This is a genomic window from Brevundimonas sp. SPF441, assembly GCF_009661015.1.
In the GTDB taxonomy this organism is placed as follows: domain Bacteria; phylum Pseudomonadota; class Alphaproteobacteria; order Caulobacterales; family Caulobacteraceae; genus Brevundimonas; species Brevundimonas vesicularis.
Map to the genome: position 1 here is coordinate 1 of NZ_WJWX01000035.1, position 25,834 is coordinate 25,834.

At 66.6% G+C, this 25,834-nt stretch carries 22 protein-coding genes; 9 read left to right on the plus strand and 13 right to left on the minus strand.

The window, feature by feature from the left end:
- Nucleotides 1-182 precede the first annotated feature (182 nt).
- From GGC30_RS15030 to GGC30_RS15055, 6 genes are all read right to left on the minus strand, one after another.
- Nucleotides 183-1,082 carry a dienelactone hydrolase family protein gene (locus tag GGC30_RS15030; RefSeq protein ID WP_153925798.1) on the minus strand — a complete coding sequence of 300 codons (900 nt, stop codon included), beginning with the start codon at nucleotides 1,080-1,082 and terminating at the stop codon, nucleotides 183-185.
- A 145-nt stretch (nucleotides 1,083-1,227) separates the two neighbouring features.
- Entirely contained in the window at nucleotides 1,228-2,832 is a 1,605-nt protein-coding gene (purH, locus tag GGC30_RS15035; protein WP_153925800.1) for a bifunctional phosphoribosylaminoimidazolecarboxamide formyltransferase/IMP cyclohydrolase, read from the minus strand.
- 78 nt (nucleotides 2,833-2,910) lie between these two features.
- Nucleotides 2,911-4,758 (minus strand): heparinase II/III family protein, encoded by a 1,848-nt coding sequence (locus tag GGC30_RS15040; RefSeq protein ID WP_370452019.1) that lies wholly within the window; start codon nucleotides 4,756-4,758, stop codon nucleotides 2,911-2,913.
- On the minus strand, nucleotides 4,755-5,429 hold the full coding sequence (rpe, locus tag GGC30_RS15045) for a ribulose-phosphate 3-epimerase (RefSeq protein WP_153925802.1): 675 nt from the start codon (nucleotides 5,427-5,429) through the stop codon (nucleotides 4,755-4,757). The genes GGC30_RS15040 and rpe overlap by 4 nt, the downstream gene beginning before the upstream one ends.
- A gap of 47 nt (nucleotides 5,430-5,476) precedes the next feature.
- Nucleotides 5,477-6,865 (minus strand): RsmB/NOP family class I SAM-dependent RNA methyltransferase, encoded by a 1,389-nt coding sequence (locus tag GGC30_RS15050; RefSeq protein ID WP_153925804.1) that lies wholly within the window; start codon nucleotides 6,863-6,865, stop codon nucleotides 5,477-5,479.
- Nucleotides 6,862-8,838, minus strand: a complete 1,977-nt coding sequence (locus tag GGC30_RS15055) for a potassium transporter Kup (protein WP_055807067.1) — start codon at nucleotides 8,836-8,838, stop codon at nucleotides 6,862-6,864. The genes GGC30_RS15050 and GGC30_RS15055 overlap by 4 nt, the downstream gene beginning before the upstream one ends.
- A gap of 168 nt (nucleotides 8,839-9,006) precedes the next feature.
- Between GGC30_RS15055 and GGC30_RS15060 the strand changes: the two genes are divergently transcribed.
- Both GGC30_RS15060 and GGC30_RS15065 read left to right on the plus strand, forming a co-directional pair.
- Nucleotides 9,007-9,477 (plus strand): Rrf2 family transcriptional regulator, encoded by a 471-nt coding sequence (locus GGC30_RS15060; RefSeq protein ID WP_153925806.1) that lies wholly within the window; start codon nucleotides 9,007-9,009, stop codon nucleotides 9,475-9,477.
- A 7-nt stretch (nucleotides 9,478-9,484) separates the two neighbouring features.
- On the plus strand, nucleotides 9,485-10,282 hold the full coding sequence (locus GGC30_RS15065; protein WP_370452020.1) for an SDR family NAD(P)-dependent oxidoreductase: 798 nt from the start codon (nucleotides 9,485-9,487) through the stop codon (nucleotides 10,280-10,282).
- Here the strand turns inward: GGC30_RS15065 and lpdA are convergent, their stop codons facing one another.
- The 5 genes from lpdA to GGC30_RS15090 form a co-directional block, all read right to left on the minus strand.
- Nucleotides 10,283-11,680, minus strand: a complete 1,398-nt coding sequence (gene lpdA, locus GGC30_RS15070) for a dihydrolipoyl dehydrogenase (protein WP_153925810.1) — start codon at nucleotides 11,678-11,680, stop codon at nucleotides 10,283-10,285.
- Nucleotides 11,677-12,135 carry a hypothetical protein gene (locus GGC30_RS15075; protein WP_153925812.1) on the minus strand — a complete coding sequence of 153 codons (459 nt, stop codon included), beginning with the start codon at nucleotides 12,133-12,135 and terminating at the stop codon, nucleotides 11,677-11,679. Before GGC30_RS15075 ends, lpdA begins: the two co-directional genes overlap by 4 nt.
- 131 nt (nucleotides 12,136-12,266) lie before the next feature.
- Nucleotides 12,267-13,922, minus strand: a complete 1,656-nt coding sequence (locus GGC30_RS15080) for a 2-oxo acid dehydrogenase subunit E2 (protein WP_153925814.1) — start codon at nucleotides 13,920-13,922, stop codon at nucleotides 12,267-12,269.
- Nucleotide 13,923: 1 nt separating this feature from the next.
- The gene (locus GGC30_RS15085) at nucleotides 13,924-14,991 is read right to left on the minus strand and encodes an alpha-ketoacid dehydrogenase subunit beta (protein ID WP_153925828.1); all 1,068 of its coding nucleotides are present in this window, start codon (nucleotides 14,989-14,991) and stop codon (nucleotides 13,924-13,926) included.
- A gap of 59 nt (nucleotides 14,992-15,050) precedes the next feature.
- Nucleotides 15,051-16,298: a thiamine pyrophosphate-dependent enzyme gene (locus GGC30_RS15090; RefSeq protein ID WP_228763772.1), complete on the minus strand. Its 1,248-nt coding sequence runs from the start codon at nucleotides 16,296-16,298 to the stop codon at nucleotides 15,051-15,053.
- A gap of 149 nt (nucleotides 16,299-16,447) precedes the next feature.
- On the opposite strand from GGC30_RS15090, the gene GGC30_RS15095 reads away from it, so the two are divergent.
- From GGC30_RS15095 to GGC30_RS15120, 6 genes are all read left to right on the plus strand, one after another.
- Nucleotides 16,448-16,936 carry an Lrp/AsnC family transcriptional regulator gene (locus GGC30_RS15095; protein WP_055754211.1) on the plus strand — a complete coding sequence of 163 codons (489 nt, stop codon included), beginning with the start codon at nucleotides 16,448-16,450 and terminating at the stop codon, nucleotides 16,934-16,936.
- Nucleotides 16,937-16,975: 39 nt separating this feature from the next.
- Nucleotides 16,976-17,914: a pirin family protein gene (locus tag GGC30_RS15100; RefSeq protein WP_153925816.1), complete on the plus strand. Its 939-nt coding sequence runs from the start codon at nucleotides 16,976-16,978 to the stop codon at nucleotides 17,912-17,914.
- A gap of 49 nt (nucleotides 17,915-17,963) precedes the next feature.
- Nucleotides 17,964-18,929, plus strand: a complete 966-nt coding sequence (locus GGC30_RS15105; RefSeq protein ID WP_153925830.1) for a WD40 repeat domain-containing protein — start codon at nucleotides 17,964-17,966, stop codon at nucleotides 18,927-18,929.
- Nucleotides 18,929-19,621, plus strand: a complete 693-nt coding sequence (gene mtgA / locus GGC30_RS15110) for a monofunctional biosynthetic peptidoglycan transglycosylase (protein ID WP_066629003.1) — start codon at nucleotides 18,929-18,931, stop codon at nucleotides 19,619-19,621. The genes GGC30_RS15105 and mtgA overlap by 1 nt, the downstream gene beginning before the upstream one ends.
- A 64-nt stretch (nucleotides 19,622-19,685) precedes the next feature.
- Nucleotides 19,686-21,581 (plus strand): M2 family metallopeptidase, encoded by a 1,896-nt coding sequence (locus GGC30_RS15115; RefSeq protein ID WP_153925818.1) that lies wholly within the window; start codon nucleotides 19,686-19,688, stop codon nucleotides 21,579-21,581.
- Between the two features lie 96 nt (nucleotides 21,582-21,677).
- Nucleotides 21,678-23,627: a TadE/TadG family type IV pilus assembly protein gene (locus GGC30_RS15120; RefSeq protein ID WP_194943617.1), complete on the plus strand. Its 1,950-nt coding sequence runs from the start codon at nucleotides 21,678-21,680 to the stop codon at nucleotides 23,625-23,627.
- Nucleotides 23,628-23,631: 4 nt separating this feature from the next.
- Here GGC30_RS15120 and GGC30_RS15125 read toward each other — a convergent pair whose 3' ends face one another.
- Nucleotides 23,632-24,543: an isopenicillin N synthase family oxygenase gene (locus GGC30_RS15125; RefSeq protein ID WP_153925832.1), complete on the minus strand. Its 912-nt coding sequence runs from the start codon at nucleotides 24,541-24,543 to the stop codon at nucleotides 23,632-23,634.
- Nucleotides 24,544-24,770: 227 nt separating this feature from the next.
- Between GGC30_RS15125 and GGC30_RS15130 the strand changes: the two genes are divergently transcribed.
- The gene (locus tag GGC30_RS15130; RefSeq protein WP_153925822.1) at nucleotides 24,771-25,445 is read left to right on the plus strand and encodes an OmpA family protein; all 675 of its coding nucleotides are present in this window, start codon (nucleotides 24,771-24,773) and stop codon (nucleotides 25,443-25,445) included.
- A gap of 190 nt (nucleotides 25,446-25,635) precedes the next feature.
- Here the strand turns inward: GGC30_RS15130 and GGC30_RS15135 are convergent.
- The coding region (locus tag GGC30_RS15135; protein WP_153925824.1) for an OmpA family protein at nucleotides 25,636-25,834 on the minus strand (199 nt) is incomplete at its 5' end.

Consider the following 25,834-nt stretch of genomic DNA (forward strand, 5'->3'; position numbering starts at 1 on the left):
GGAGGAACGGGGGGCGTGATCGTGCCGCCGCCGCCACCGCCTCCACCACCGCCTCCGCACCCTGCGAGAGGCAGAAACAGCAGACCGATACCCAGGACGATCGCCCCACGAAGCCGCAATCCGTTCACGCCCTAACCTCCCATACTCTGGCTGCCCCCCGCAGCCTTGGCGCCAGTAACGCCCTAATTCTTTAACGCTTTATCGAACGTCGCCAGCAGCTTGGACCAGCCGTCCTTGGCGTCTGCTTCCGAGTAGCTTGCGCGGTAGTCGGCGTGGAAGCCGTGCTGGGCGTCGGGATAGACGACGATCTGGCTGCCGGTCTGGCCGGCGCGGGCCAAGGCCTCGCGCATCCGTTCGACGCTGGCCAATGGGATGCCCTGATCCTTGCCGCCGTACAGGCCGAGCACGGGCGCCTTCAGATCGTCGGCGATGTCGACTGGCCAGGGTTGGCCCGATGAGATCTGAACCGGCGTGGCGTCTGCGGCGGGCGCCAAGCGGCCGTACCAGGCCACGCCGGCGCCGATGGCGGCGAAGCGCGCCGCCGCCTGCCACACCACCTTGCCGCCCCAGCAGTAGCCGGTGATGCCCACCTTGCCGTCCTTGGACCACGACTGCTGGCTGGCCCATTCCAGCGTCGCCGACAGGTCGCCCATCACCTGCTCATAGTTCGCCGCCCCGACGATCTGCATGATCCGCTGCATGTCCGACAGCGGCGCGGGATCCTCGACCCGGACGAAGAAGGCCGGCGCAATAGCGGCGTATCCCTGCTTGGCCAGACGGCGGCAGATGTCGCGGATATATTCGTGGACGCCGAAGATCTCGGACACCACCACCACGACCGGGAACGGGCCGTCGCCCGCCGGCCGGGCGACATAGGCCGGAAGCTGGAACCCGTCCGGCGCGGCATAGGTCACTGTCTCGGTGGACAGGCCCTCGGCGTCGGTCGTGATGGGCTTAGCTTCCTTGGCCAGGGCCGCGACCGCATAGCCGGAAAAGAGCAAGCCACCCAAGGCGCCCAGAGTTCGACGGCTCAGTTTCAGATCGTCGGCGGTCTGGCCTTCGGGGCGGATCAGCACGGTCATGGGACGCTCCAACGCGGGAAAGACGTCAGAGCATCACGGCTGACGGCAGTCGTCCAGTCACGATAAGGCGCGCTTGAAAACGGGAAGAAGGGCGCTCAAGCAGTGAGACGCCGCGCGTCGAGCGTCAGCGCCCTTCCTTCCAAGATTAGTGCCTGAAGACCCGCACGCCGGTGAAGGCCATGGCGATGCCCTTCTCGTCGGCGGCGGCGATGACTTCGGCGTCGCGCATAGAGCCCCCCGGCTGGATCACCGCCGTGGCGCCGGCCGCGACGGCTTCCAAGAGGCCATCGGCGAAGGGGAAGAAGGCTTCGGACGCACAGGCCGACCCCTCGGCCAGGGACTGGGTCAGACCCTTGGCTTCACCCGCCTCCTTGGCGCGAATAGCGGCGATGCGGGCGCTGTCGCGACGGTTCATCTGGCCGGCGCCGATGCCGGCGGTCTGGCCGTCCTTGGCGTAGACGATGGCGTTGGACTTGACGTGCTTGGCCACGGTGAAGGCGAACAGCATGTCCTGGATCTCGGTCGGGGTCGGCTGGCGCTTCGTCACGATCTTCAGATCCGAAGGCTTGATCAGCGACCGGTCGCGGCTCTGGACCAGAAAGCCGCCAGCGACCGAGCGGAATACCTCTCCCGCGCCGTGGGGGTCAGGCAGGCCGTCCGTGATCAGCAGGCGCAGGTTCTTCTTGGCCGCGAAGACGGCCTTGGCCTCGTCGTCGGCGCCGGGGGCGATGACGACCTCGGTGAAGATGCTGGTGATGGCGCGGACGTCTTCGCCGTTCAGCGGACGGTTGACCGCGATCACGCCGCCGAAGGCTGAGACGGCGTCGCATTCCAGCGCGCGAGCATAGGCTTCGGACAGGTCCTTGCCCACGGCCACGCCGCACGGGTTGGCGTGTTTGACGATGACCACGGCCGGCTGTTCGAACTCGGCCACCAGCTCATAGGCGGCGTCGGCGTCGGCGATATTGTTGTAACCCAGCTCCTTGCCCTGAACCTGTTCGGCATAGGCCACGCCGGGACGACGCTCGCCGGTGCGGTAGAAGGCGCCCGTCTGGTGGGGGTTCTCGCCATAGCGCAGGGTCTGGGCCAGAGAGCCCGCGATGGACTTGCGGGCCGGCGCGGCATCCTCGATTTGACCCGCGAACCATCCGGAGACGGCGGCGTCATAGGCGGCGGTGCGCGCGAACGCGCGGGCGGCAAGGCGCTTGCGCAGGGCCAGATCGGTCGAGCCTTCGGCCTTCAGCGCCTCAAGGATCAGGCCGATGCTCTCGCCGTCGACGGCGACGGCGACATAGCCGTGGTTCTTGGAGCCCGAGCGGATCATGGCCGGGCCGCCGATGTCGATATTCTCAACCGCCGCCTCGAACGTGCCGCCGGCCGCGACGGTGCTTTCAAACGGATAAAGGTCGATCCAGACGATATCGATGGCGCCGATGCCGTGGTCGCTCATGGCTTGGGCATGGTCGGCGGCGTCACGCACGCCCAAGAGGCCGCCGTGAACGATGGGGTGCAGGGTCTTGACCCGGCCGTCCATCATCTCGGGGAAGCCCGTCAGATCGGCCACGTCCTTGACCGGCAGGCCCAGCTTCTCGATCGCCGCGCGCGTTCCGCCGGTCGAGACCAGTTCGACGCCCAGATCGTGCAGGGTGCGGGCTGCGTCCTCTAGCCCGGCCTTGTCGGACAGAGAGATCAGGGCGCGTTGCGGCTTGACCCGATCAGGGGCGGGCGGAAAGTCGGGAGCGGCGGGCATGGGCGGCGTCCGTGATGGCAGGGGAGGATGGCGCGCCGTCTAGACCCAAACCGCTTCGCCGTCACCCCACGGACGGTTTCAGGTCGGTTCGCCGCTCGCGCCGGCCGGGCTGAGCTTCCAGCGGATCTTGGTCTCGCTGTCGGTGCGGGCCGAGCCGCGCACCACGATCTGAAGGGAGCGGCGGGTCAGGCCGGCGTCGATATGGACGCTGGGCTCGATGGCCACGTCCGGTCCGTCGGTCCTGAACCACCAGCCCCGGCCCGAGGCGCCGCGCAGCAGGATCGACCGCCGGTCGCGCGCCAGAGAGGCCTGCACTCCCGGCTCCAGATGGAAGCGGATGGCGTAGGGGGCCGCGATCTGGCGCACCATCTCCTTGCGGCCTGGCGTGGGGAAAAGCTTCTCTTCGGCCCGCAACTCGTCCAAGCGCTGGTCCAGATAAAGCCGGCGCTGATGGTTCAGGCCGAACAACTCATTCCAGCCGTCGTGTTCCATCTCCAGCCAGACGGCGCCGTCGCCGTCGCGCAGGTCGGTGGTCACATGGATCGGCGGTCCGACCAGGCGCGGGCCCAAGAGCTCGCCCTTCCAGCCGCCCAGCGGTTCGTTCAGCGATCGCTCGCCCAAGGTCAGGGTCGAATGGGCCGGCGTCAGCCGCAGGGCCTGGCGGTCGGTCGAGGCCGGCGTCCACCCCGAGCCGGTCACCAGACGGTCCTTGCCGCAGGCGATCTCCAGCGCCAGCGGCTGGGCGCAGGCCGCCGCCCCCCAGGCGTCGCGCGCTGGCGGGGCGGTGTCGGCGATGATGGTCAGCAGGGGGCTGGCGATGCGCGTCAGGCCGGCGACCGCACCGGTCGCTGCAGGCGCGTCGTCGCTTCTGGCCGCCGCTTCGTCGTCGTGGGCGCGGGCGGCCGCGACGCGTTCAAACGTGGAGGGGCCGCCGCCCTGGAAGCTGGCCAGACGACCATCGGGCAAGGTCAGCAGGCGCAGGCCCTGCGTCAGCCGGACGATGGCGGCCGAGACGCTCTCCGGCGTCGGTTCGGAAAGTTGCGACAGGGCGTCGTCCAGCGTCAGGAGGTCGAGCAGCAGCTCAAGCCCCGCCTCGGGACTGCGCGAGGCGTGGCCGCCGTCGGCCTGCACCGTCGTCTTCAGGGCGCCGTCCAGCCGCGACAGTGCGCGGCGACGCAAGGCCTGCCCCGGCGCACCCGCCAGCACGCAGCCGCCGATGGCCGCCGCCGTCAACCGCTCGGCCCGGCTGGCCAGACCGCCGGGCGGGCGCAGCAGCTGTCGGGTCTGGCGCGCCAGGCTGTCGGCCAGTTTCAGTCGCTCGGCCTCTGTCGCGACGGCTCCCATCCGTCGTGCGCCGCACGCCAGATTGACGACCCGCCGCGCCAGGATTTCCGGTCCCCAGGCGAAGGGCGACCACCGTGCAAAGGCGTCGGCCCAGGCCAGGGTCAGACGCAGCGCCTCGCGCGCGCCACGGTCGCCTTGCGCCATCAGCCCCGGCAGCCAGGCGAAGGCGTGAAGCTCGACCGCAAAGGGCCGCGAGGGACTGGGCCGGTTCCACGGATCGGACGGCGGTTCGACCTCCATCGAGGCGCCCGCCAACATGAAACGTCCGGCCAGAACATTGCGGCCCGGCGCGGGATCGTGCGGGCGAAAATCGCGCGGCGTGGCGGCGAACGCCGTCACCTTGCCCCCACCCAGCGGAGCCCCAAGCGTCAGGCCGTAACCGGGCAGGCCGTAAAGCTCGATCCACAGCTGCCGCGTCGCCAGTCGGCCGGCGATGGCGGGCCACAGGCCGGGTCCGGCGATTGTGTCGCCCGACCGCACGGGCGTGCGTACCGGGGCGCCAGGCAGGCCGGGGATCTGACCCGAGGCGACGTCCAGCGTCGTTTCCTGCCCCCGTGGGGCAAAGGGGCCGAGCGGGCTCACGAGAGGCTCGGAGCAGCCGGCGCGGCTTTCAGGGCGGCGATGTTGGTCGCGTAATCGCCCTTGAACACGAACGACCCAGCGACCAGAGCATCGGCCCCAGCGGCGACGCAGGCCCCGGCGTTGGCGGAGGTCACGCCGCCGTCCACCTGAAGGTGAGCCGACGAACCGGCGCGGTCGAGAATGGCCCGCGCGCCCGCGATCTTCTTCAGCGAACTGTCGATGAACTTCTGACCGCCGAAGCCCGGATTGACCGACATGATCAGCACCAGATCGACCAGATCGACCACCTCTTCCAGGATCGACAGCGGCGTCGCCGGATTGAACACGACGCCGGCCTTGGCGCCCAGCTGGCGAATGCGACCCATGGTGCGGTGCAGGTGCGGCCCGCTTTCAGGGTGAACGGTCAGGACATCGGCGCCCGCCTCGCGGAACGCCTCCAGCCATGGATCGACCGGCGCGACCATCAGGTGCACGTCGAACGGCAAGGTCGTGTGCGGTCGGATCGCCTTCACGATGTCGGGGCCAAGCGTGAGGTTCGGCACGAAATGCCCGTCCATCACATCGACATGGATCCAGTCGGCGCCCGCCGTCTCCAGCGCGCGGACTTCTTCACCCAGCCGCGCAAAATCGCTGGCGAGGATCGACGGGCAGATCAGAGGGGTAACGGCCATGGCCTTCCGGATAAGGCGGGTTGCGGGCAGGAGCAAGGCGCTCCCGCTCAGAACACCCGTTCCAGCCTGGCCGCGAAGAAGCCGTCCAGTCCGCCGTGTTCGGCCCACATGGAGGGCAGGATGCGCAGCCAGCCTTCGGGCGTCAGCGCCTCGAGCGGGGCGCCGACGGCGGTCGGATCGGCGGCGACGGTGCGGAAGGCAGAATTGCGACGCAGGAAGGCGATGATCTGGGTCTCGCCCTCCTCGCGCTCCAGCGAGCAGGTGCAATAGACCAGACGGCCGCCCTGCTTCACGCGCTCGGCGGCGGCGTCGAGCAGGCGGTGCTGGACGTCCGCCAACTTGGCGACCTCTGCCGGTTTGGTGGCGCGCAGGACCTCCGGATTGCGGCGGAAGGTGCCCGTCGCGGTGCAGGGCGCATCCAGCAGGACGGCGTCGAAGGTGCGGGCGTCCTCCCAGTCCTCGGCCGGAACGGCGACCACCTCGGCGGTCAGGCCGGTCCGCTCAAGATTCTGCGTCAGGCGCTTCAGGCGCGGGGCCGACCGGTCGAGCGCGACGACCGTGGCGCCGGCGGCCGCCAGTTGAAGCGTCTTGCCTCCAGGCGCGGCGCACATGTCGAGCGCCGTCTCGCCGGGCTTCAAATCCAGCAGTCGGCCGGGCACGGCGGCGGCCGCGTCCTGGACCCACCAGTCGCCGTCCTCGAAACCGGGCCAGCCGGCCACATCGCCGCGACGGCCGGTGCGGACCGTGCCGCCGTTCAGCACCTCGCCCTCGACAGCGGCAGCCACGGCGGCGGGATCAACGCCTGGCTTCAGGCTGAGATCGGTCGCGGGTTCTTCGCGCGCGGCCAGGGCCAGACCCGCCAAGGCGGCCTCGCCATAGGTCGCCTTCCAGCGCGCCGCGATCCAGTCCGGCAGATTGCTCTCGGCCGTCGTCAGGCCGGGGCCTTCACGCCCAACCCCGCGCAGCACGGCATTGACCAGATTTTTGTAGGGGCGGGTCTTGGGGTCACGCTCGGCCAGTTTCACCGCCGTTGAGACGGCGGCGAAGGCGGGCGTATCCAGCACCAGAGTCTGGGCCAGGGCGATGCGCATCAGGGTGCGCACAGCCTCGGGCGGCGACTTCTTCAGGCGGCGATCCAGAATCTGATCGATCTCACCCAGGCGACGCAGGGCCGCCATGGCCACGGCCCGGGCGAAGGCGCGGTCCACCGGCTCCAGCGCGCGTGCAGCAGGCTGCGACAGGGCTTCGTCCAGTCCGTTGCGCTTCTCCAGCGCGGCGTTCAGCAGGATGCCGGCGACGACGCGGGCCTCCACGCCGATATCGTCCTGCGAAGGACCTTGAGCAGCCTCGGCCGAGGCCGCGCGCGGGCGGCCCTTGGTGGCCATGCGACGCCCGCGCGCCTGCGAGCTCTGCCCGCCCCGTCCCTCGGTGCTCATACCGCCACCTGCGCGCCCAGCTCGACCACGCGGCCGGGCGGGATGTGGAAGAAGTCGGTCGGATTGGCGGCGTTGCGCATCAGGAAGATGAACAGCTTGTCCTGCCACAGCGGCATGCCCTGACGCGCCGACGGGATCAGCGAACGGCGACCCAGGAAGAAGCTGGTCGACATGATGTCGAACTTCAGCCCCTGCTTGCGGCACAGGCCCAGGGCGCGCGGCACGTTCGGCGTTTCCATGAAGCCGTAGGTGACCGTGACCTTCTTGAAGTCGTCGTTGATCGGCTCCATTCGCACCCGGTCGGCTTCCTTGACGCGCGGGCGCTCGGAGGTGCGCACGGTCAGGATGACGTTCTTCTCGTGAAGCACCTTGTTGTGCTTGAGATTGTGCATCAGGGCGACCGGCGCGACATCGGGATCCGAGGTCAGGAAGATGGCCATGCCCGGAGCACGGTGCGGCGGACGGGCCTGAAGCATCTCGATCAGATCGTTCAGCGGCAGGCTGTCCTTGCGCGTCTTGGTCGTCAGAATCTGCGTCCCCCGCACCCAGGTCCACATCACGACGACCAGCAGGGCGCCCAGCACCAGCGGCATCCACGCACCATCCGGAATCTTCAGCAGGTTGGATGTCAGGAAGACGCTGTCGATGAAGGCGAACGGAATGAGGGTCCCCGCCACCGCCCACATCGGCCACTTCCAGCCCTTGCGGATAACCGAATAGGCCATCAGCGTATTGACCAGCATGGTGCCGGTCACCGCCACGCCATAGGCGGCGGTCAGGTTATGCGAGCTCTGGAACACGACCAGCAGCACCAGCACCCCGACCATCAGGAAGGTGTTGACCGCCGGCACGAAGATCTGGCCGGCCTGGGTCTCGGAGGTGTTCTTGATGTCGATGCGCGGCAGAAGGCCCAGTTGCACCGCCTGCTGCGTCACCGAGAAGGCGCCGGTGATCACCGCCTGAGAGGCGATGACGGTCGCGGCGGTCGCCAGGATCAGCATCGGCCAATAGGCGAACTGCGGCACCATGTTCCAGAACGGGTTCTCGGATGCGGCCGGATTGTCCAGGATCAGGGCGCCCTGGCCCAGATAGTTCAACGTCAGGCACGGCAGGACGAAGGCCAGCCAGCCCATGCGGATCGGCGCCTTTCCGAAATGGCCCATGTCGGCATAGAGGGCCTCGGCCCCCGTGACGGCCAGGAAGACGCTGCCCAGGATCACGAAGCCCAGGAAGCCATCATTGAGCAGAAGCATGACGCCATAGTGGGGCGACAGGGCCCGCAGCACGCTGACGTCGTCGAAGATATGATACAGGCCCAGCGCGCCCAGGCTCAGGAACCACACGGCGGTGATCGGGCCGAAATATTTGGCCAGGCTGGCCGTGCCGCGCGACTGGACCAGGAACAGGGCGATCAGGATGCCGGCCGAGATCGGCACGATGAAGGAATCCAGCCGACCGGCCAAACCCGGCGCGTCCTGCAGCCCTTCGACGGCGGACAGGACCGAGATGGCGGGCGTGATGATGCCGTCGCCATAGAACAGGGCTGCGCCGCAAACGCCCAGAATGAAGATCCAGGCGCTGCGTCGCCCGACCGCGAACTGGGCCAGCGCCATCAGCGACAGGGTGCCGCCCTCGCCCTTGTTGTCGGCGCGCATCAGGAAGAAGACGTATTTGAACGTCACCACCACCATCAGCGCCCAAAACGCCAGCGACACGACGCCGATCACGGCCAGATCGCCCCCGACGCCGGAGCGCGCATGGTCGATCGCCTCACGCAGGGCGTAAAGCGGACTGGTGCCGATGTCGCCGAACACCACGCCGATCGCGCCGATGGTCAGGGCCCAGAAGCCGCCGTGCTTGGCGGCCTGGCCGCCCGGGATGTGGGATTCCGGACCCGTGGCGTGGGTGGGCTTGTCCGGCGTGTTCGACGCGGGCGAGGGAGCGCTCGCGTCGTGGGGAGTGTCCCCGGCCATGCGTATCCTCCGGGTCTCCGACGCGGCGTCGGTCCCTTCAAAGCGGCGAGCCTTTAGGCCCATTCCACGCGGTCTTCAATCGCGCCGCAGCGGATTCGGTTTCGGCGTTCTGCGGCGCGATTTGTGATTCGGCCCCTGAACGCCTATTTTCGCATCAGGAACAGAACCATGTCAGACAGCCAACGCTTCCCCGTCGCCGCCCACGCCCTGGCCTATATGGCCCACAAGGGCGCGTTCGGGCCTGCGCAGGCGATGCCCAGCGGCGTGCTGGCGTCCTCGATCCCGACCAATCCGGTCGTGGTGCGGCGTGTGACCGCCCTTCTGGCCAAGGCCGGGCTGATCGCCACCCGCCCGGGGGCGACCGGCGGCTCCTGGCTGTTGCGTCAGCCCGAGGACATCCGGCTGGATCAGGTGCTGAAGGCGGTGAATGGCTGCGCCCACATCGGCTCGCCCCCCGCCGGCGCCAAGGGTTGCCCGATCAGCGAACATATCCCGCGCCAGGTCGCCAAGGCCCTGACCGCCGCCGACGAGGCCGCGACCGAAGCCCTCTCCAAGATCACCATCGCCGATCTTCTGGCCGAAAACCCGATCGCGCTGGCGGCCTTTGCGCCGCACAAGTCCTGCCCCGTCGCGGCCTGATCGCGCCGTGAACCGAACCGTTCTGATCACCGGCGCCTCCGCCGGCATCGGCGCGGCTCTGGCCCGGATCTATGCGGCCGAAGGCTGGAATGTGATCCTGACAGCGCGTCGCCAAGCCCCGCTGCAGGCCTTGGCCGACGAACTGACCGCCGCCCACGGCGTGACCGCGACCGTGATCCCCGAAGACCTGTCCAATCCCGCAGCGCCCGAGCGGCTGGTCGCGACCATCGCAGCCCGCGGCCTGACCGTCGACGGGCTGGTCAACAATGCCGGATTCAGCCGGGTCACCGGCTTTATGGACACCGACCTGAGCGCGCACCGCGCCATGATCCAGGTCATGCTGACCGCGCCGGTCGTGCTGTCGCGCCTGTTGCTGCCCGGCATGATCCAGCGCGGCTTCGGCCGGGTGCTGAACGTCGCCTCGCTGGCCGGCCAGATGCCCGCGACGGGTGGCGACACCCTGTACGGGCCGATCAAGAGCTTTCTGATCAAGGCGTCGCAAGGCCTGCATCTTGAGACGCAGGGAACCGGCGTTCACGTGACGGTGCTGAACCCCGGCTACACACTGACCGAATTCCACGACGTCAACGGCTCGCGCGAGCAGGTCTCCAGCGCCTATCCGGCCTGGATGTGGATGGACGCCACGCGCGTGGCGCGCATCGGCCATGACGCCTGCGAGGCCAACCGTCCCAGCGTCACTCCCGGCGTCATGAACAACGTCATGGCCGGACTGGCCCGCTTCCTGCCCGACGGCCTGGCGCTCCGCATGGTGGCGAACCACGCGAAGCGGCTGGACCGGATCTGATCAGATGTGGATGGCGTGCCCGAGGGCGCGCAGGCTGGCCTCGTGGAAGGCTTCGCCCAGCGTCGGGTGGACGTGAATCGTCCCGGCGACGTCTTCCAGCACGGCGCCCATCTCCAGCATCTGGGCGAAGCTGTTGGACAGTTCCGACACATGCTGGCCCACCGCCTGGATACCCAGGATGCGATGATCGCCCTTGTTCGCGATCACCCGCACGAAGCCGCCATCCTCACCCGCCTCGATGGCCAGGGCGCGACCGATCGCGGCGAAGGGGAAGACCGACTGGATCACATCGTCGCGGCCCGCGACCTCGTTCGGGCCCAGACCGGCCGAGACGATTTCCGGCTCGGTGAAACAGACCGCGGCGATGGTGACGGGGTCGAAGATGCGGTCGTGGCCGGCGATGATTTCGGCGACCACTTCGCCTTGGGCCGAACCCTTGTGGGCCAGCATGGGTTCGCCGGTCAGGTCGCCGACCGCCCAGACGTTCTTCATCGAGGTGGCGCAGCGCTGGTCGATCTTCACGAACGGACCGGCCATGGCCACGCCCATGTTTTCCAGACCCCAGCCTTGCGTACGCGGACGCCGACCGACCGTGACCAGCACCTTGTCGGCGTCCAGTTGCAGTGGCTCGCCATCCTTGGTCGTGATCGACAGCTTTCCGTCGCCGAAGCCCCCGGCGCGCGCCCCCAGATGCAGCTCGACGCCATGCTTCTCCAGCCACTTGGCGACCGGATCGGTCAGGGCCTTGTCGTAGAGCGGCAGGATACGGTCGGCCATTTCGACGATGGCCACTTCGGCGCCCAGCTTGCGATAGGCGATGCCCAGTTCCAGCCCGATATAGCCGCCGCCCACGACGACCAGCTTCTTGGGAACCTCCGACAGGCTCAGCGCCTCGGTCGAGGAAATGACGTCGCCGCCGAACGGCAGGAAGGGCAGTTCGACCGGCTCGGATCCCGTCGCCAGAATAACGTGTTCGGCGGTGATGCGGATATCGCCTTCGTCGGTCTTGACCACGCAGGTCTTGGCGTCGGCGAACTCGGCCCAGCCCTTGATGACCTTGACCTTGGCCTTCTTCAGCAGGGCCGCGACCCCTGCGTTCAGCTTACGGACGATGCCGTCCTTCCATTCGACCGTCTGCGACAGGTCGATGGCCGGCGCCGCCGCCGTTATGCCCAGCGTCCCGCCGCCGGCCGCCTTGGTCACCGTCTCGAACTTGCCTGCCGCATGGATGATGGCCTTGGACGGAATGCAGCCGACGTTCAGGCAGGTGCCGCCCAGCCCATCGCCGCCGTCCACCAGCACGGTGTCGAGGCCCAGCTGGCCGCAGCGAATGCCCGCGACATAGCCGCCGGTGCCCGCCCCGATGATCAGGACTTTGGTTTTCAGGGTCTGGGTCAACGATAGGCCTCAAGGCGGGTGCTGAACTGCGGAGGAACTTGCTGGGGCTCGAAAACGCGGACCGCGCCGGTCTGGGTTTCCATGGCCAGTACGACGTCGCCGGGTTTGACGCGCTGAAAATCGACGCAAATCATGCCTTGATAGCCGCCCAACGGACGGGCGGTTTCCGCGGCGGTCAGCGTGTATGTCTGTTGCGGCGCGCCTTGAAGCGTTTCCAGTCTGACGATGGTCGCCTTGGACTGAATGACCTCGATGGTCGGCGTCCGGCTGGGTTCCGGCAAACGCTCCACCGTCGTCACGCGCCCGATGAACAGCGCCGGCCCATCGGTCCGTAGCAGAGACGACCAAGCCGGCGGCGGCTCGGGAATGCAGGCGTTAGCGGACGAGGCGACGACACCGACGGCTGCTAGCAGGCTGGCGCCGAAGGTCAGCGCTTTGACTTTGACTTGCCGCATCACATTACCCTTCCGATTCCCGATGATCCTCTCTCGGCGAGGAGAGAGGATTATCAAGAGCCATGGCGCCAAATTCGAGGTGATAGCCATAGGCGCGGGCGGACCTCGCTTTCCCGCTTAGAAAATGGGCATCACCCCATCCACAGCGTCGCCGGGTTTTCCAGAAGCCCCTTGATCCGCTGCACGAACACCGCCGCGTCGTGACCGTCGACGATGCGGTGATCGAAGCTGGACGACAGGTTCATCATCTTGCGCACGACCATCTGGCCGTCCTTGACCACGATCCGTTCGGCGATCTTGTTCGGACCGACGATGGCGACCTCGGGGTGGTTGATGATCGGGGTGTGGACCACCCCGCCCAGCGTGCCCAGCGAGGTGATGGTGATGGTCGAACCCGACAATTCCTCGCGCTTGGCCGAACCGTCCTTGGCCGCGCCCGAGACGCGCGCGATTTCCAGCGCCGTATCGTAGGGGTCGCGCGCCTCGGCGTGTCGCATCACTGGCACCATCAGGCCGTTCGGGGTCTGGGCGGCGATGCCCAGATGGACCGGGGCGTGCTGGGTCAGGACGCCGGCTTCGTCGTCATAGGTGGCGTTGATCTGTGGCTGGTCGCGCAGGGCGACCACGATGGCGCGGGCGATGAAGGGCAGGACGTTCAGCTTGGGCTGGTCCTTGGACTTCGTCGCATTCAGGTGGGCGCGCAGCTCCTCCACCGCCGTCATGTCGATTTCCTCGACATAGGTGATGTGGGGAATGCGGCGCACGCTCTCGGCCATCTTCTCCGCAATCTTGCGGCGCAGGCCGATGATCTTGACCTCGGTCGTCCCTTGCGCCTTCGCATAGGTCGAGCCGCCGCCGGACGGCGCCGACGCGGGTTGCGAACCGCCGCGCGCGATAAAGCCGTCCAGATCCTCGTGCGTGATCCGACCCGCCGGGCCGGAACCGGGCACGAAGGTCAGATCTACACCCAGGTCCCGCGCGCGATTGCGCACGGCCGGCGAGGCCGACGGACGTTCGCCGGGCGCACGTCCCGTCAGGGCGGGAACGGGCTTGGAGGGCGCAGTCGCTGAAGTCGCCCTCTGAGCTGTCGAAATCGCGGCGGGAGCCGTCGTCGCATTCCCGGCCGGCTTCGGGGCCGGTTTCGGCGCCGCGACGGGCGTCGAGACATTGCCCCGACCCTCGACATCGAACGCGACCAGCGGCCCGCCGACCGGCACCGACTTGCCCGCCTCGCCGTACAGGGCGACGACGGTTCCGGCGACCGGCGAGGTGATCTCGACCGTGGCCTTGTCGGTCATGATGTCGGCGATGATCTGGTCTTCCTCGACCGCGTCCCCGACCTTGACGTGCCAGCCGACCAGTTCGGCCTCGGCCGTGCCTTCGCCGACGTCAGGCAGTTTGAAGACATAGTTGCCGGATATGGGCGCCTCGACAGCGGGGGCTGCCGGTGTCTCGACCTTCGGCGCCTCGGCGATCACGGGCGCGGGGTCCGGCTTTGCGGCGGGGGGGGCGACGGGCGTCGGGGCGTCATCGGCATTGCCCGCCCCCTCGACCTCGAACTCCACCAAGGGACCGCGCACCGGCACCATGGCGCCGGGTTCGCCGTGCAGGGCGAGGACCTTGCCGCTGACCGGGGCGGTGATCTCGACCGTGGCCTTGTCGGTCATGACGTCGGCGACGATCTGATCCTCGGCGACGGTGTCGCCGAGCTTGACGTGCCAGCCGACCAGTTCGGCCTCGGCGGTGCCTTCGCCCACGTCGGGCAGTTTGAAGACGAAACGACCCATCTTATCGACCTCCCGTCATGACGTTCTTCAAGGCGTCTGCGACCCTTTGCGGTCCGGGGAAATATTCCCATTCGAAAGCGTGCGGATAGGGCGTGTCCCAACCGGTGACGCGCGCGATCGGCGCCTCCAACGAATAGAAGCAGCGCTCCTGAACGAGAGCCGACAGCTCGCCGCCAAAGCCCGAAGTCTTGGGCGCCTCATGCACGATGACGCAGCGGCCGGTCTTCTTCACCGAGGCTTCGATGGCTTCGATGTCCAGTGGCACGAGCGAGCGCAGGTCGATGACCTCGGCGTCCACGCCCGCGTGTTCCGCGCCGGCCAGGGCGACCCAGACCATGGTGCCATAGGCCAGGATGGTGACGTCGTTTCCTTCGCGCATCACGCGCGCCTTGCCGATCGGCTCGACATATTTGCCGGTCGGGACCTGGGCCAGATCCTGGGCCTTCCACGGGCTGACCGGCTTCTCGTGCCAGCCATCGAACGGCCCATTATAGAGGCGTTTCGGCTCGAAGAAGACGACCGGATCGTCATCCTCGATGGCGGCGGTCAGCAGGCCCTTGGCGTCATAAGGGTTGGACGGAATGACGACCTTCAGGCCCGCAATGTGGGTGAACAGGCTTTCGGGCGACTGGCTGTGGGTCTGGCCGCCGAAGATGCCGCCGCCATAGGGGCTGCGCACCGTGATCGGCGACGTAAACTGACCGCCCGAGCGGTAGCGCATCTTGGCCGCTTCCGAGACGATCTGGTCGTAGGCCGGATAGATGTAGTCGGCGAACTGGATCTCGACGACCGGACGCAGGCCATAGGCGCCCATGCCGATCGCGGCGGCGACGATGCCGCATTCCGAGATCGGGGCGTCGAAGCTGCGGGTCAGGCCATGCTTCTGCTGCAGCTTGTCGGTGACGCGGAAGACGCCGCCGAAATAGCCGGCGTCCTCGCCGAACGACAGGACGTTGGCGTCTTCGGCCATCTTGACGTCGATGGCCGAGTTCAGCGCCTGGATCATGTTCATGGGGACCACGCCCGCGCCCGTTGCTTCCGAGGCGGGGGCGGCGTTCTGATCGACCATGTCGGGCTCGACGCCGTCGTTGCGATCGGCGTCGGTGAAGGTGGTTTGCTCGCTCATGGTCAGACCCCCACCTCGCGGCGCTGTTCGATCAGGCGCCAGTCTTCGGTCGCATAGACCTCTTCGAACATCGTCTTCACGCTGGGGCGCGACTGGCCCAGGGTGCCGATGGCTTCGGATTCCTTGCCGGCGGCGCGGACCTGCTCGACGGCGTCTTTCAGGGCGGCGGCGTGACGCTCGTCGTCCCATTCGCCGATGACGGTCAGATGCTGGCGCAGACGTTCGATCGGATCGCCCAGCGGCCATTTCTCATGCTCATCGCCGGGGCGATAGCGGCTGGGGTCGTCGGAGGTCGAGTGCGGGGCGCCGCGATAGGTGAAGAGCTCGATCACCGTCGCCCCCTGGTTCGACCGCGCCCGTTCCTCGGCCCACTGGGTCGCCGCCCAGACCGCCAGGAAGTCGTTGCCGTCCACCCGCAGAGCCGGAAGGCCATAGCCGATGGCCTTGGAGGCGAAGGTGGTCTCAAGCCCGCCGGCGATGCCCTGGAAGGAGCTGATGGCCCACTGGTTGTTGACGACGTTCAGAATGACCGGAGCGCGATAGACCGAGGCGAAGGTCAGGGCGTTGTGGAAGTCGCCCTCAGCCGTGGCGCCGTCGCCGATCCAGCTGATGGCGATCTTGTCGTCGCCCTTATAGGCGCTGGCCATGGCCCAGCCCACGGCCTGCGGGACCTGGGTGCCCAGATTGCCGCTGATGGTGAAGAAGCCATAGTCCTTGGCCGAATACATGATCGGCAGTTGGCGGCCTTTGATCGGATCTTCGGCGTTCGAATAGATCTGGTTCATCATCGCGACCAGCGGATAGCCGCGCGCGATCAGAAGCCCCTGCTGGCGATAGGTGGGGAAGCCCATGTCCTCGCGGCTCAGGATCATGCCCTGCGCCACAGCGATGGCCTCTTCGCCGGTGCACTTCATATAGAAGCTGGTCTTGCCCTGGCGGTGGGCGCGGTGCATCCGGTCGTCGAAGGCGCGCGTCAGGATCATGGCCTTCAGGCCCCGGCGCATCGTCTCGGGATCTAGACGCGGGTTCCACGGACCGACTGCGGCGCCCTCATCATCCAGCACCCGAATCAGGCGGAAGGCGAGATCGCGCATCTGATAGGGCGTCGACCCGACCTCGGGCCGTTCGACGACACCGGCAGGGTCCATCTGCAGATGGCTGAAGTCCGGCGTATCGCCGGGACGGCCGGACGGCTCCGGCACGCGCAAGGACAGGGGCTGGCTGTTCTTTTTGTTCATTTTATCGTTCATGCGGGCGTCCATATCCATTCTGGGGTCCGTCCGTGTTTCCTCTGGACGTGTGATAACACGACCCCTAAGCAGGTGCTCGCTCAATTTGACCTTGCGCAATCCCGATATCGGGTATTTTATTTCGCGATAATCATAATCGGAGAAACGCATTGGCCGACGAACTCGACCCCATCGACGCCCGCATCCTGGATATCCTGCAACAAGACGCCGGGCTGTCGGTCGCAGAGGTCGCCGATCGCGTCGGACTGTCGGCCTCGCCCTGCTGGCGGCGGATCAAGCGGCTGGAAGACTCCGGCCTGATCACCAAGCGCGTCACTTTGCTGAACGCGCAGCTGCTGGGCCTGGACTTCGAGGTCTACGCCATCGTCAAACTGATGCTGCCATCGGCGGACAATCTCAATGTCTTCGAGGCCGCCGTGGCCAAGTGGCCGGAAGTGGTCCAGTGCGCCACCATCACGGGGCGCGAGGACTATGTGCTGCGCATCATCACCTCGGACATGCACGCCTTCGACCTGTTCCTGCGCGAGAAGCTGCTGGCCCTGGGCATCGTCTCGGACTGCGAAAGCCACATCGTCACGCGCGGCGTGAAGAATGTGACCGCCCTGCCTCTTGGCATCATCACGCCTCACGTCGGATAACGTCGCTCAGGCGGCGCGGGCCGCACTGGGAGCCGACACATGATCGAACTGGTGATCGACGCACGCCGCAAGGACCTGGGCGGGTTCGAGGTCGGGCGCGTCCTGCCCTTCCATTCGCGCCGGATGGTCGGGCCCTTCATCTTTCTGGATCAGATGGGACCGGCGCAGTTCGCGCCGGGCGCCACGGCCATCGACGTGCGACCGCACCCGCATATCGGCCTGTCGACCCTGACCTATCTGTTCGAGGGCGAGATCATGCACCACGACAATCTCGGCTACGATCAGGCGATCCGGCCGGGCGAGGTCAACTGGATGACGGCCGGCAAGGGCATCGTCCATTCCGAGCGCACCGATGCGCTGAAGAAGAGCAAGGGCGGGCCGATGCACGGCATGCAGGCCTGGGTCGCCCTGCCCGACGAGGCCGAGGAGATGGACCCGGCCTTTCATCACCTGGGTGAGGACGCACAGCCGGCTTACGAGAACGGCGGCCTGTTCGCGCGGCTGGTCGCGGGCGAGGCTTACGGCGCCAAGGCGGCTGTGCCGGTGTCGTCGCCGCTGTTCTATATCCATTGGGAGCTTCAGCCCGGCGTGCGCACCGCCCCGCCGTCCGGCAAGGGCTCCGGGGGCATGAGCGAGCGTGCGCTCTATGTGGCCAAGGGCTCCATCGAGGTCGGCGACCGCACCTTCCACGAGGGCCAGATGATTGTGCTGGAGCCGACGGCCGAACCGACGGTGAAAGCCCTAGTCCAATCGACCGTCATGGTGCTGGGCGGCGAGCCTGTGGGGGAACGTCTGATCTGGTGGAACTTCGTCGCCTCCAGCCAGGCCCGCATCGATCAGGCCAAGGCCGACTGGAAGGCAGGCCGGATGACGCTGCCGGACGCCGACGATCTGGAGTTCATCCCCCTGCCTGACGAACCCGCAAAGGCGCAGGCGGAGCCTGCGCCAGTGACGCCCAAGCCAACCGATCCGGTCTAGCGGGCAAGCAGAAGGTGACGCGGCGAGGTCGGATCGCTACATGCGGCCTATGAACTTCGATTTCGACGCCCAGGTCACCGCCGCCCTGTTCGACAACACCGGCGCTGTCTTCGCCCTCGGCGACGGCTCGGTCCGGTTCGAGGACCGGACGCGGGTGGAGGCGCACGACGGCGCCGTGCTGTGCGCCTGCGTTCATCCGTCGGGCGACGGGATCGTCACAGGCGGCGATGACGGCAAGGTCGTCTGGACCCGTCGCGACGAGGACCCTGTCGTTCTCGCCACGGCCAAGAACCAGTGGATCGACGCCATCGACGCCTCGCCGGCCTCGGGCCTGATCGCCTTTTCCTTCGGCCGCACCCTGTCGGTGATCGACCCCAAGGAGGTGGGCTTCCGGCGCGACTTCCAGCACGAGCGCACCGTCTCCGGCGTCGCCTTTGAGCCCAAGGGCAGGCGCATCGCGACCTCGACCTATGGCGGGGCGGCCCTGTGGTATGCGCGGATCGAGAAACAGCAGCCCGTGAAGCTGGCCTGGGCCGGATCGCACACCGGCGTCGCCTTCTCGCCCGACGGCGCCTTCGTCGTCACGACCATGCAGGACAATCAGATGCACGGCTGGCGCATCAAGGACGCCAAGAATCTGCGCATGGGCGGCTATCCCGGCAAGGTGCGGTCGATGGCTTTCCTGGCCAATGGTCAGCTGATGGCGACCTCGGGCGCGCAGGGCGCGGTCCTATGGCCCTTCATCGGATCGAACGGACCGATGGGGCGCGAGGCGACCGAGATCGGCTATGACGACACGACCCTGGTCAATCTGGTCTCGGCCCGCGCCGATCAGGGCCTGCTGGCCGCCGGCCTGACCGACGGTCGGGTCTGGGTCGCGCATCCGGCGGCCCAGGGTCTGAATTTCGTCAAGGCTGAGAAGGGGCCGGCCATTGTCGCCCTGTCGCTCAGCCCCCCCGTCGACAAGGTGGCCTGGGCCGACGACGACGGCGCCGCTGGAGTCTTGATCCTCTAATGGCGACGGGCCGCAAGAGCTGGCGTCGCGTGGTGCTGACCGCGCTTCTGATCCTGGCTCTAGTTCCGGTTGCAGGCGTGCTGATCGTCGCCATCATCCCGCCGCCGCCCACCATACTGATGCTGCGCCAACTCGCGAGGGGCGACGGCATGGACTATCAGTGGCGCGGCCTGAACCAGATTTCGCCCAATCTGGTGAATGCGGCCATCGCCGCCGAGGACGCCCGGTTCTGCAGCCACCACGGCTTCGACATGGAGGCGATCCAGAAGGCCCTGGATCACAATGCCGAGGGCGGGCGTCTGCGCGGCGGATCGACCATCAGCCAGCAGACGGCCAAGAACGTCTTTCTCTGGCCCGGGCGCGACTGGATCCGAAAAGGTCTGGAAGCGGGCTACACCGTCCTGATCGAGGCCGTGTGGTCCAAGCGCCGGATCATGGAAGTCTATCTGAACGTGGTGGAATGGGCGCCCGGCGTCTATGGTGCCCAGGCCGCGTCGCGCCACTGGTTCGGCAAGGACGCCCGCGACCTGAGCCCGCGTGAGGCGGCGCGTCTGGCCGCCATCCTGCCGGCCCCGCGCCGTTACGAAGCCGCCGCGCCCGGCCCCTATGTGCGTCGGCGCGCCGCGCGTATTCAGGCGGCTATGGGCACGGTGCGCAACGAGGGTCTGAACACCTGCGTCGTCGGTCGCTGAACCGTCACGCTTGACGGGCGACCGGGCCTGACCTCTCCTGCCCGCGCTGTTCAGGAGAACCATCATGAAGCGTCAGATGATGACCGCCGTCGCGGTCTGCGCCCTCGCCTTCGCCGCCGGCTGCGCCAGCACCAGCGAACCCGCCGCCGCAGCCCCGGGCGTCGAACAGACGGCCTCGACGACGCCCGTGCCGGCCGTCAGCGGCATGCGCGCCGACTATCCGATCACCGCCGAGGGCGCGACAGCCTTCATCGCCGACGCCGAAACCGAATGGGCCGAGGTCAGCGAATATGTCGCCCGCATCCAATGGGCGCGCGCCACCAACATCACCTTCGACACGATGTGGCTGGAATCCAAGGCCAACGCCGAGGCGACCGAGCTTCAGGTCCAGCTGGCCAATCAGGCGGCCAAGTTCAATGACGTTCAGGTCGATCCGGTCGTGCGCCGCAAGCTGAACCTGCTGCGGCTCAGCCTGGTCCTGCCCGCCCCCAACCGACCTGGCGCGGCCGAGGAACTGGCACAGATCACCACGCGACTGGACTCGACCTATTCGACCGGCAAGTTCGACTTCAAGGGCAAGCCGATTACGCTGGACGAGGCCTCGCTGATCCTGGCCGACAGCCGCGACCCCGCCGAGACCAAGGCGCTGTATGAAGGCTGGCGGACCATCTCCCCGGTCATGCGCGACGACTACGCCCGCATGGTCGAGATCGCCAACGAGGGCTCGCGTGAGCTGGGCTTCGCCGACACCGGCGCCCTGTGGCGGTCAGGCTACGACATGCCCGCCGACGATTTCGCCGCCGAGACCGACCGGCTGTGGGCCCAGGTCAAGCCCTTCTACGAGAACCTGCACTGCTATGTACGCGCTCGGCTGAACGCCAAATACGGCGATGCGGTCCAGCCCGATCACGGACCCATCCGCGCCGACCTGCTGGGCAATATGTGGTCGCAGCAGTGGGGCAATATCTATGACGTCGTCGCTCCGTCCAGCGGCGACGCCTCCAGCTATGACCTCACGGAACTGCTGAAGGCCGCCGATTACGACGCGACGAAAATGGTCAAGACGGGCGAGGGCTTCTACGTCTCGCTGGGCCTTGATCCGCTGCCCCAGACCTTCTGGGAACGCAGTCAGATAACCCGCCCGCGCGACCGCGAAGTCGTCTGTCACGCCTCGGCCTGGGACCTGGACAACGCCGACGACATCCGCATCAAGATGTGCACCAACGTCAACGGCGACGACTTCTACACCGTCCATCACGAACTGGGTCACAACTACTACCAGCGCGCCTACAAGAACCAGCCGATGTTGTTCCGCAACGGGGCCAACGACGGCTTCCACGAGGCCATCGGCGACTTCGTCGGCCTGTCGGCCCTGACCCCCACCTATCTGAACCAGATCGGCCTGTTGAAGACCACGCCGGGCGCCGAGGAGGACATTCCCTTCCTGCTCAAGATGGCCTTGGACAAGATCGCCTTCCTGCCGTTCGGCCTGATGGTCGACCGCTGGCGCTGGGACGTCTTCTCAGGCGAGACGGCACCGGCCGCCTACAATACCGCCTGGACCGCCGACATGCTGCAATACCAGGGTCTGGTTCCGCCGGGACCGCGCCCGGCCAACGCCTTCGATCCGGGCGCCAAATACCATGTGCCCGGAAACACGCCGTATACCCGCTACTTCCTGGCGGCCATCTATCAGTTCCAGTTCCAGCGCGCGGCCTGCAAACAGGCCGGCTGGACCGGGCCGCTGCACCGCTGCTCCGTCTATGGCAACAAAGAGGTGGGCGCGCGCTTCAACGCCATGCTGCAGATGGGCCAGTCCCAACCCTGGCAGGAGGCGATGAAAGCCTTCACTGGCGATGACGGCAATGACGCCTCGGCCATCGCCGACTATTTCGCACCGCTGAACGTGTGGCTCGAGGAACAGAACCGCGATCACCAGTGCGGATGGAGCGCCGCCTGATCACGCGGCGGCGTTAACCGTCCCCTTCACAATTCCCTTAACCGCCCGATGGCAAACTGAGCGCTAATCGGGCGGTCCGCGTCCTTTGGGATGGGCATGGTGAAGATTTCCAATCGGATCGGCAGAGCGGTGGAGGCTCTGCGCTCGTTCACGTCGCGCCTGTCGTCGGACCGCGGCGGCAATGTCGTGATGATCTTCGCCCTGGTGATGCCGGCGCTGATCATGCTGACCCTGGGCGGCATCGACATCAACCGCGTGACGACGGCCAAGGCTCGCGTTCAAGACGCGCTGGACGCGGCCGCCCTGGCCGCAGCGCGCTCGTCCTACACCGATCCGAAAGACCTGAAGACCGTCGCCTTGGTAGCCCTGAGAGCCAATCTGCGCAACGCCTCTGTGGAGCCGTTCGCCGACGACGCCGTCAAGATCGAGCTGACGAAAGACCAGATCGTCATCGCCGACATCCAGGTCCAGGTGAAGACACTGATCGCTAATGTGGTCCTGCCGCCCTATGGCAAGATACTGGACGACACCCTGCCGGTGAGCGTCCACTCCGAGGTGAACCGGTCGTCCAAGGATATCGAGGTTTCGCTGGTGCTCGACATCACCGGTTCCATGGGCAGCAACAATCGGATCGGTGATCTGAAGAATGCCGCAAACCAGCTGATCAAACTGGTCGTTCAGCCGGCCGCGAAACAGACCCCCTACTATTCCCGCATGGCCATTGTGCCCTATTCGATCGGCGTAAATCTGGGTGCTCGCGCCGACGCCGCACGCGGCGCCTCGATCGGATCGACCAGCATCACCGGAGCCGTATGGGCGGCGGCGGCGGCCAAGTCGATCTCTGGCATCACACGCGCTTCGCCGGGCGTCGTGACGGCCAACGGCCACGGACTATCGACCGACGATTACGTCTGGATCAGCGGCGTCAGCGGCATGACCCAGATCAACAACCGCGCCTATAAGGTCGTGCGAATCGACGCCAATCGGGTGTCTCTGCAATATCAATCCGGCGCGAGCTGGTATGCGCTGAACACCACTAGCGGCAATGGATACAGCAGCTACAGCTCGGGCGGTCAGATCCGCAAATGCATACGCTCCGACTGCTTCGTCACCATCTCCTCCACAAATCACGGCTTGTCGAAAGGCGACACGCTTCAGATCGCTGACGTTAAGGGCATGACGGCTCTTAACACGACGAATGATGAAGGCCTTTACGAAGTCTTAGAGAAGATCTCGAACGACGCCTTTGTAATCCCTGTCGGCGGCGCCACGTTCGCTGATTATTCTGGTGGCGGCTCGGTTCAGTGTGGGCGCGATGGATGCGCCACGCGCGTCTTCCGTGACGCTCAGTACAACCGCTTGACCGCCTTTAGTAACACCAGCTGCGTCAGCGAGCGTACGGGTTCACAAGCCTACAGCGATGCGGCTCCGAGCACGGCCACGGTGGGTCGCAACTATGCCGCGCCACCCCGCACGACGCCCGTAAAATCGGCGGGTAACCCCTGCCCGGCAGCGACGATCCAGCCGTTGACATCCAATATCAGCACCTTGACCAGCCTGGTGAATGGGCTGTCTGTGACGGGCTCGACATCCGGGCAGATTGGTCTCGCCTGGGGTTGGTATACGGTATCCAACCAGTTCAATGGGCTGTGGTCATCGAACCCCGCAGCGGCCTACGCACCGACCAAGGTGCTGAAGGCGGTGATCTTGATGACGGACGGCGAATTCAACACGCCCTATTGCGGCGGCGTCATCGCCCGCGACGCGGGCTCAGGGTCCGGCAACCTCTTCGACAAGATCGCCTGCGATGCGACGAATGGCGACCCGTTCGATCAGGCCGCAAAACTGTGCACCGGCATGAAGAACAAAAACGTGATCGTTTACACGGTCGGGTTCTCAATTACGCCAGGCAGCGACGCGGCCAAGATTCTGAGCAGTTGCGCCACCGACAAGGACAAAGCCTTCTTGCCGCAGTCGGGCGCGGACCTGTCCAACGACTTCCAAGCCATCGGACGTGACATCACCCGACTACGGATTTCCCGCTGACGGCCTAGAGCAGGCGGATTTCGCGCAGGCGTTCGGTCAGATAATCCTCGGCCAGGATGGTCTTGCCCGCATAGCGATCGGGATTGTCCGGCGTGATGGCGCTGGGGAGGGTCTCGATCGGGAAGTCCGGGTTGAAGTGCAGGAAGAAGGGCGTCGAATAGCGGGCGAAACCGCGACGCTCGGGCGCCGGATTGACCACGCGGTGGGTGGTTGACGGCAGGACATGGTTGGTCAGCCGCTGCAGCATGTCGCCGATATTGACGACCAAGGCGCCGGGTGGCGGCGCGATGTCGAGCCAGCTGCCGTCCTTGTCCTTCAGCTGCAGACCGGCTTCCTCAGCCCCGAGAAGCAGGGTAATGACATTGATGTCTTCATGCGCCCCGGCGCGCACGCCCGGCGCATCGGCCGGAACCGGCGGATAGTGAAGCATGCGCAGGACGCTGTTACCCATGTCCACCTTGTCGACGAAGAAGTCGTCGCCCAGCTTCAGATAGCGGGCGATGGCGCGCAGAATCTTAGCGCCGAGCGCATCCAGGTCCTCGAACATGCCATAAAGATGCTCTCGGAAGCCCTCGACCTCGGACGGCCAGACGTTGTCGCGCATATAGCCGCGATAGTGGTGGCCTTCGGGCAGCTCCCGGCCGACGTGCCAGAACTCCTTCAGATCGACAGTCTTGGCGTCCTTGGCCGCCTCGACCCCGAACGGAGTCAGGCCCCTCGCGCCGCCCGTACCGGGCTGATGGTATTGACGCTTCACCTCTTCCGGCAGGGCGAAGAAGGCCTTGGCGTCGTCGATGGCCGCGGTGATGCGCGCCTCGTCCAGACCATGGTCAGCGATCACAGCGAAGCCATAGCGTGAGAATGACGCGCCCAATGCATCGCTGAACGCCTGAAAATCGGCGCCATACTGCGTCATCGAAACCGGCTGAATGGCTCGGTCGGTCGTGTGGTCCGTCTGGTTCACGCTCACGGCGTCGTCCTCGATCTGGGGATGTGCGGCGGTTCCCATACGCCTAATCGGCGGCCTTGTCAGGGCCATGGCGAGTGCGGACATGGTGGGTGTTCATGCGCCATACAGATTGGAACCTTCACAGTAAGCGCACGTTTTTCGCGCCAGATCGCTCAAAAGAAAAGGACCATTCCATGCGCACCAATTTCATCGTCGCCAGCGCTTCCATCGCCGCCCTGCTGGGGGCCGCCGCCTGCACCACCACCGATCCCTATCGTTCGGGTCCGGTTCGCAACAACACCGGAACCGGGGCCATCGCCGGTGCGCTGGGCGGCGCGGTGCTCGGCTATCTGACCAACACCTCGAACGGTGAACAAGGCCGCAAGAACGCTCTGATCGGCGCGGGCATCGGCGCGCTGGGCGGCGCCGCCGTCGGCCAATACATGGATCGTCAGCAACGCGCGATGGAGGCTGAACTGTCCGGCTCCGGCGTCGGCGTGGCGCGTCAGGGTGACCTGCTCGTGTTGCGCATGCCGTCGGACGTGACCTTCGCCACGAACCAATCCTCCATTGATCCGCGCTTCCTGCCTGTGCTGGATGACGTCGCTCGTGTGCTGCAACAGTATGACCAGTCGACCGTGGACGTGATCGGCCACACCGATTCCTCGGGCGGCGACGCGATCAATCAGCCCCTGTCGGAACGCCGCGCGAGCAGCGTCGCCTCTGAACTGGTTCGCCGTGGCGTTCTAGCCGAACGCCTCTACGTCGCCGGTAATAGCTCGCGTAACCCGGTGGCCTCGAACGCGACCGCCGAAGGCAAGGCGCAGAACCGCCGCGTCGAAATCCTGATCCGTCCTTTCACAGGCTGATCGGCGTCAAAATCAGAATGCTCGAGGGCGGCGTCGCGAGGCGTCGCCCTTTTCTCTGCGTAGACGCATCATGCAGCAGGTGAGATGGCGCAAAGAAAAACGCCGCCTCCTGTCGGAAGCGGCGTTCTGTCTTTCGACAACTTCGAAGGTTGAAGCCGATCGGGACGAACCAGATCGGCTCCTGAAAGTCTTAGAAGTTGATGTCGATGGTCGCGCGGCGGTTGAGCGGCTCGCGCACACCGTCGGCGGTCGGCTTGGCCAGGTTGGTCTCGCCCTTGCCGTCGAGGGCGATGACGCCGCCGTTGACGCCCGAGGCGACCAGCGCGTCCGCGACGGTGCGCGAACGACGGTTGGACAGACCCAGGTTATAGGCGGCCGAACCCGAGGTG

Coding starts and splice junctions, on each gene's coding strand:
- GGC30_RS15030 (WP_153925798.1), bottom strand. CDS start 1,082: ATGACCGTGCTGATCCGCCCCGAAGGCCAGACCGCCGACGATCTGAAA.
- purH (WP_153925800.1), bottom strand. CDS start 2,832: ATGCCCGCCGCTCCCGACTTTCCGCCCGCCCCTGATCGGGTCAAGCCG.
- rpe (WP_153925802.1), bottom strand. CDS start 5,429: ATGGCCGTTACCCCTCTGATCTGCCCGTCGATCCTCGCCAGCGATTTT.
- GGC30_RS15050 (WP_153925804.1), bottom strand. CDS start 6,865: ATGAGCACCGAGGGACGGGGCGGGCAGAGCTCGCAGGCGCGCGGGCGT.
- GGC30_RS15055 (WP_055807067.1), bottom strand. CDS start 8,838: ATGGCCGGGGACACTCCCCACGACGCGAGCGCTCCCTCGCCCGCGTCG.
- GGC30_RS15060 (WP_153925806.1), top strand. CDS start 9,007: ATGTCAGACAGCCAACGCTTCCCCGTCGCCGCCCACGCCCTGGCCTAT.
- GGC30_RS15075 (WP_153925812.1), bottom strand. CDS start 12,135: ATGCGGCAAGTCAAAGTCAAAGCGCTGACCTTCGGCGCCAGCCTGCTA.
- GGC30_RS15080 (WP_153925814.1), bottom strand. CDS start 13,922: ATGGGTCGTTTCGTCTTCAAACTGCCCGACGTGGGCGAAGGCACCGCC.
- GGC30_RS15085 (WP_153925828.1), bottom strand. CDS start 14,991: ATGGTCGATCAGAACGCCGCCCCCGCCTCGGAAGCAACGGGCGCGGGC.
- GGC30_RS15090 (WP_228763772.1), bottom strand. CDS start 16,298: ATGAACGATAAAATGAACAAAAAGAACAGCCAGCCCCTGTCCTTGCGC.
- GGC30_RS15100 (WP_153925816.1), top strand. CDS start 16,976: ATGATCGAACTGGTGATCGACGCACGCCGCAAGGACCTGGGCGGGTTC.
- GGC30_RS15105 (WP_153925830.1), top strand. CDS start 17,964: ATGAACTTCGATTTCGACGCCCAGGTCACCGCCGCCCTGTTCGACAAC.
- mtgA (WP_066629003.1), top strand. CDS start 18,929: ATGGCGACGGGCCGCAAGAGCTGGCGTCGCGTGGTGCTGACCGCGCTT.
- GGC30_RS15115 (WP_153925818.1), top strand. CDS start 19,686: ATGAAGCGTCAGATGATGACCGCCGTCGCGGTCTGCGCCCTCGCCTTC.
- GGC30_RS15120 (WP_194943617.1), top strand. CDS start 21,678: ATGGTGAAGATTTCCAATCGGATCGGCAGAGCGGTGGAGGCTCTGCGC.
- GGC30_RS15125 (WP_153925832.1), bottom strand. CDS start 24,543: ATGACGCAGTATGGCGCCGATTTTCAGGCGTTCAGCGATGCATTGGGC.
- GGC30_RS15130 (WP_153925822.1), top strand. CDS start 24,771: ATGCGCACCAATTTCATCGTCGCCAGCGCTTCCATCGCCGCCCTGCTG.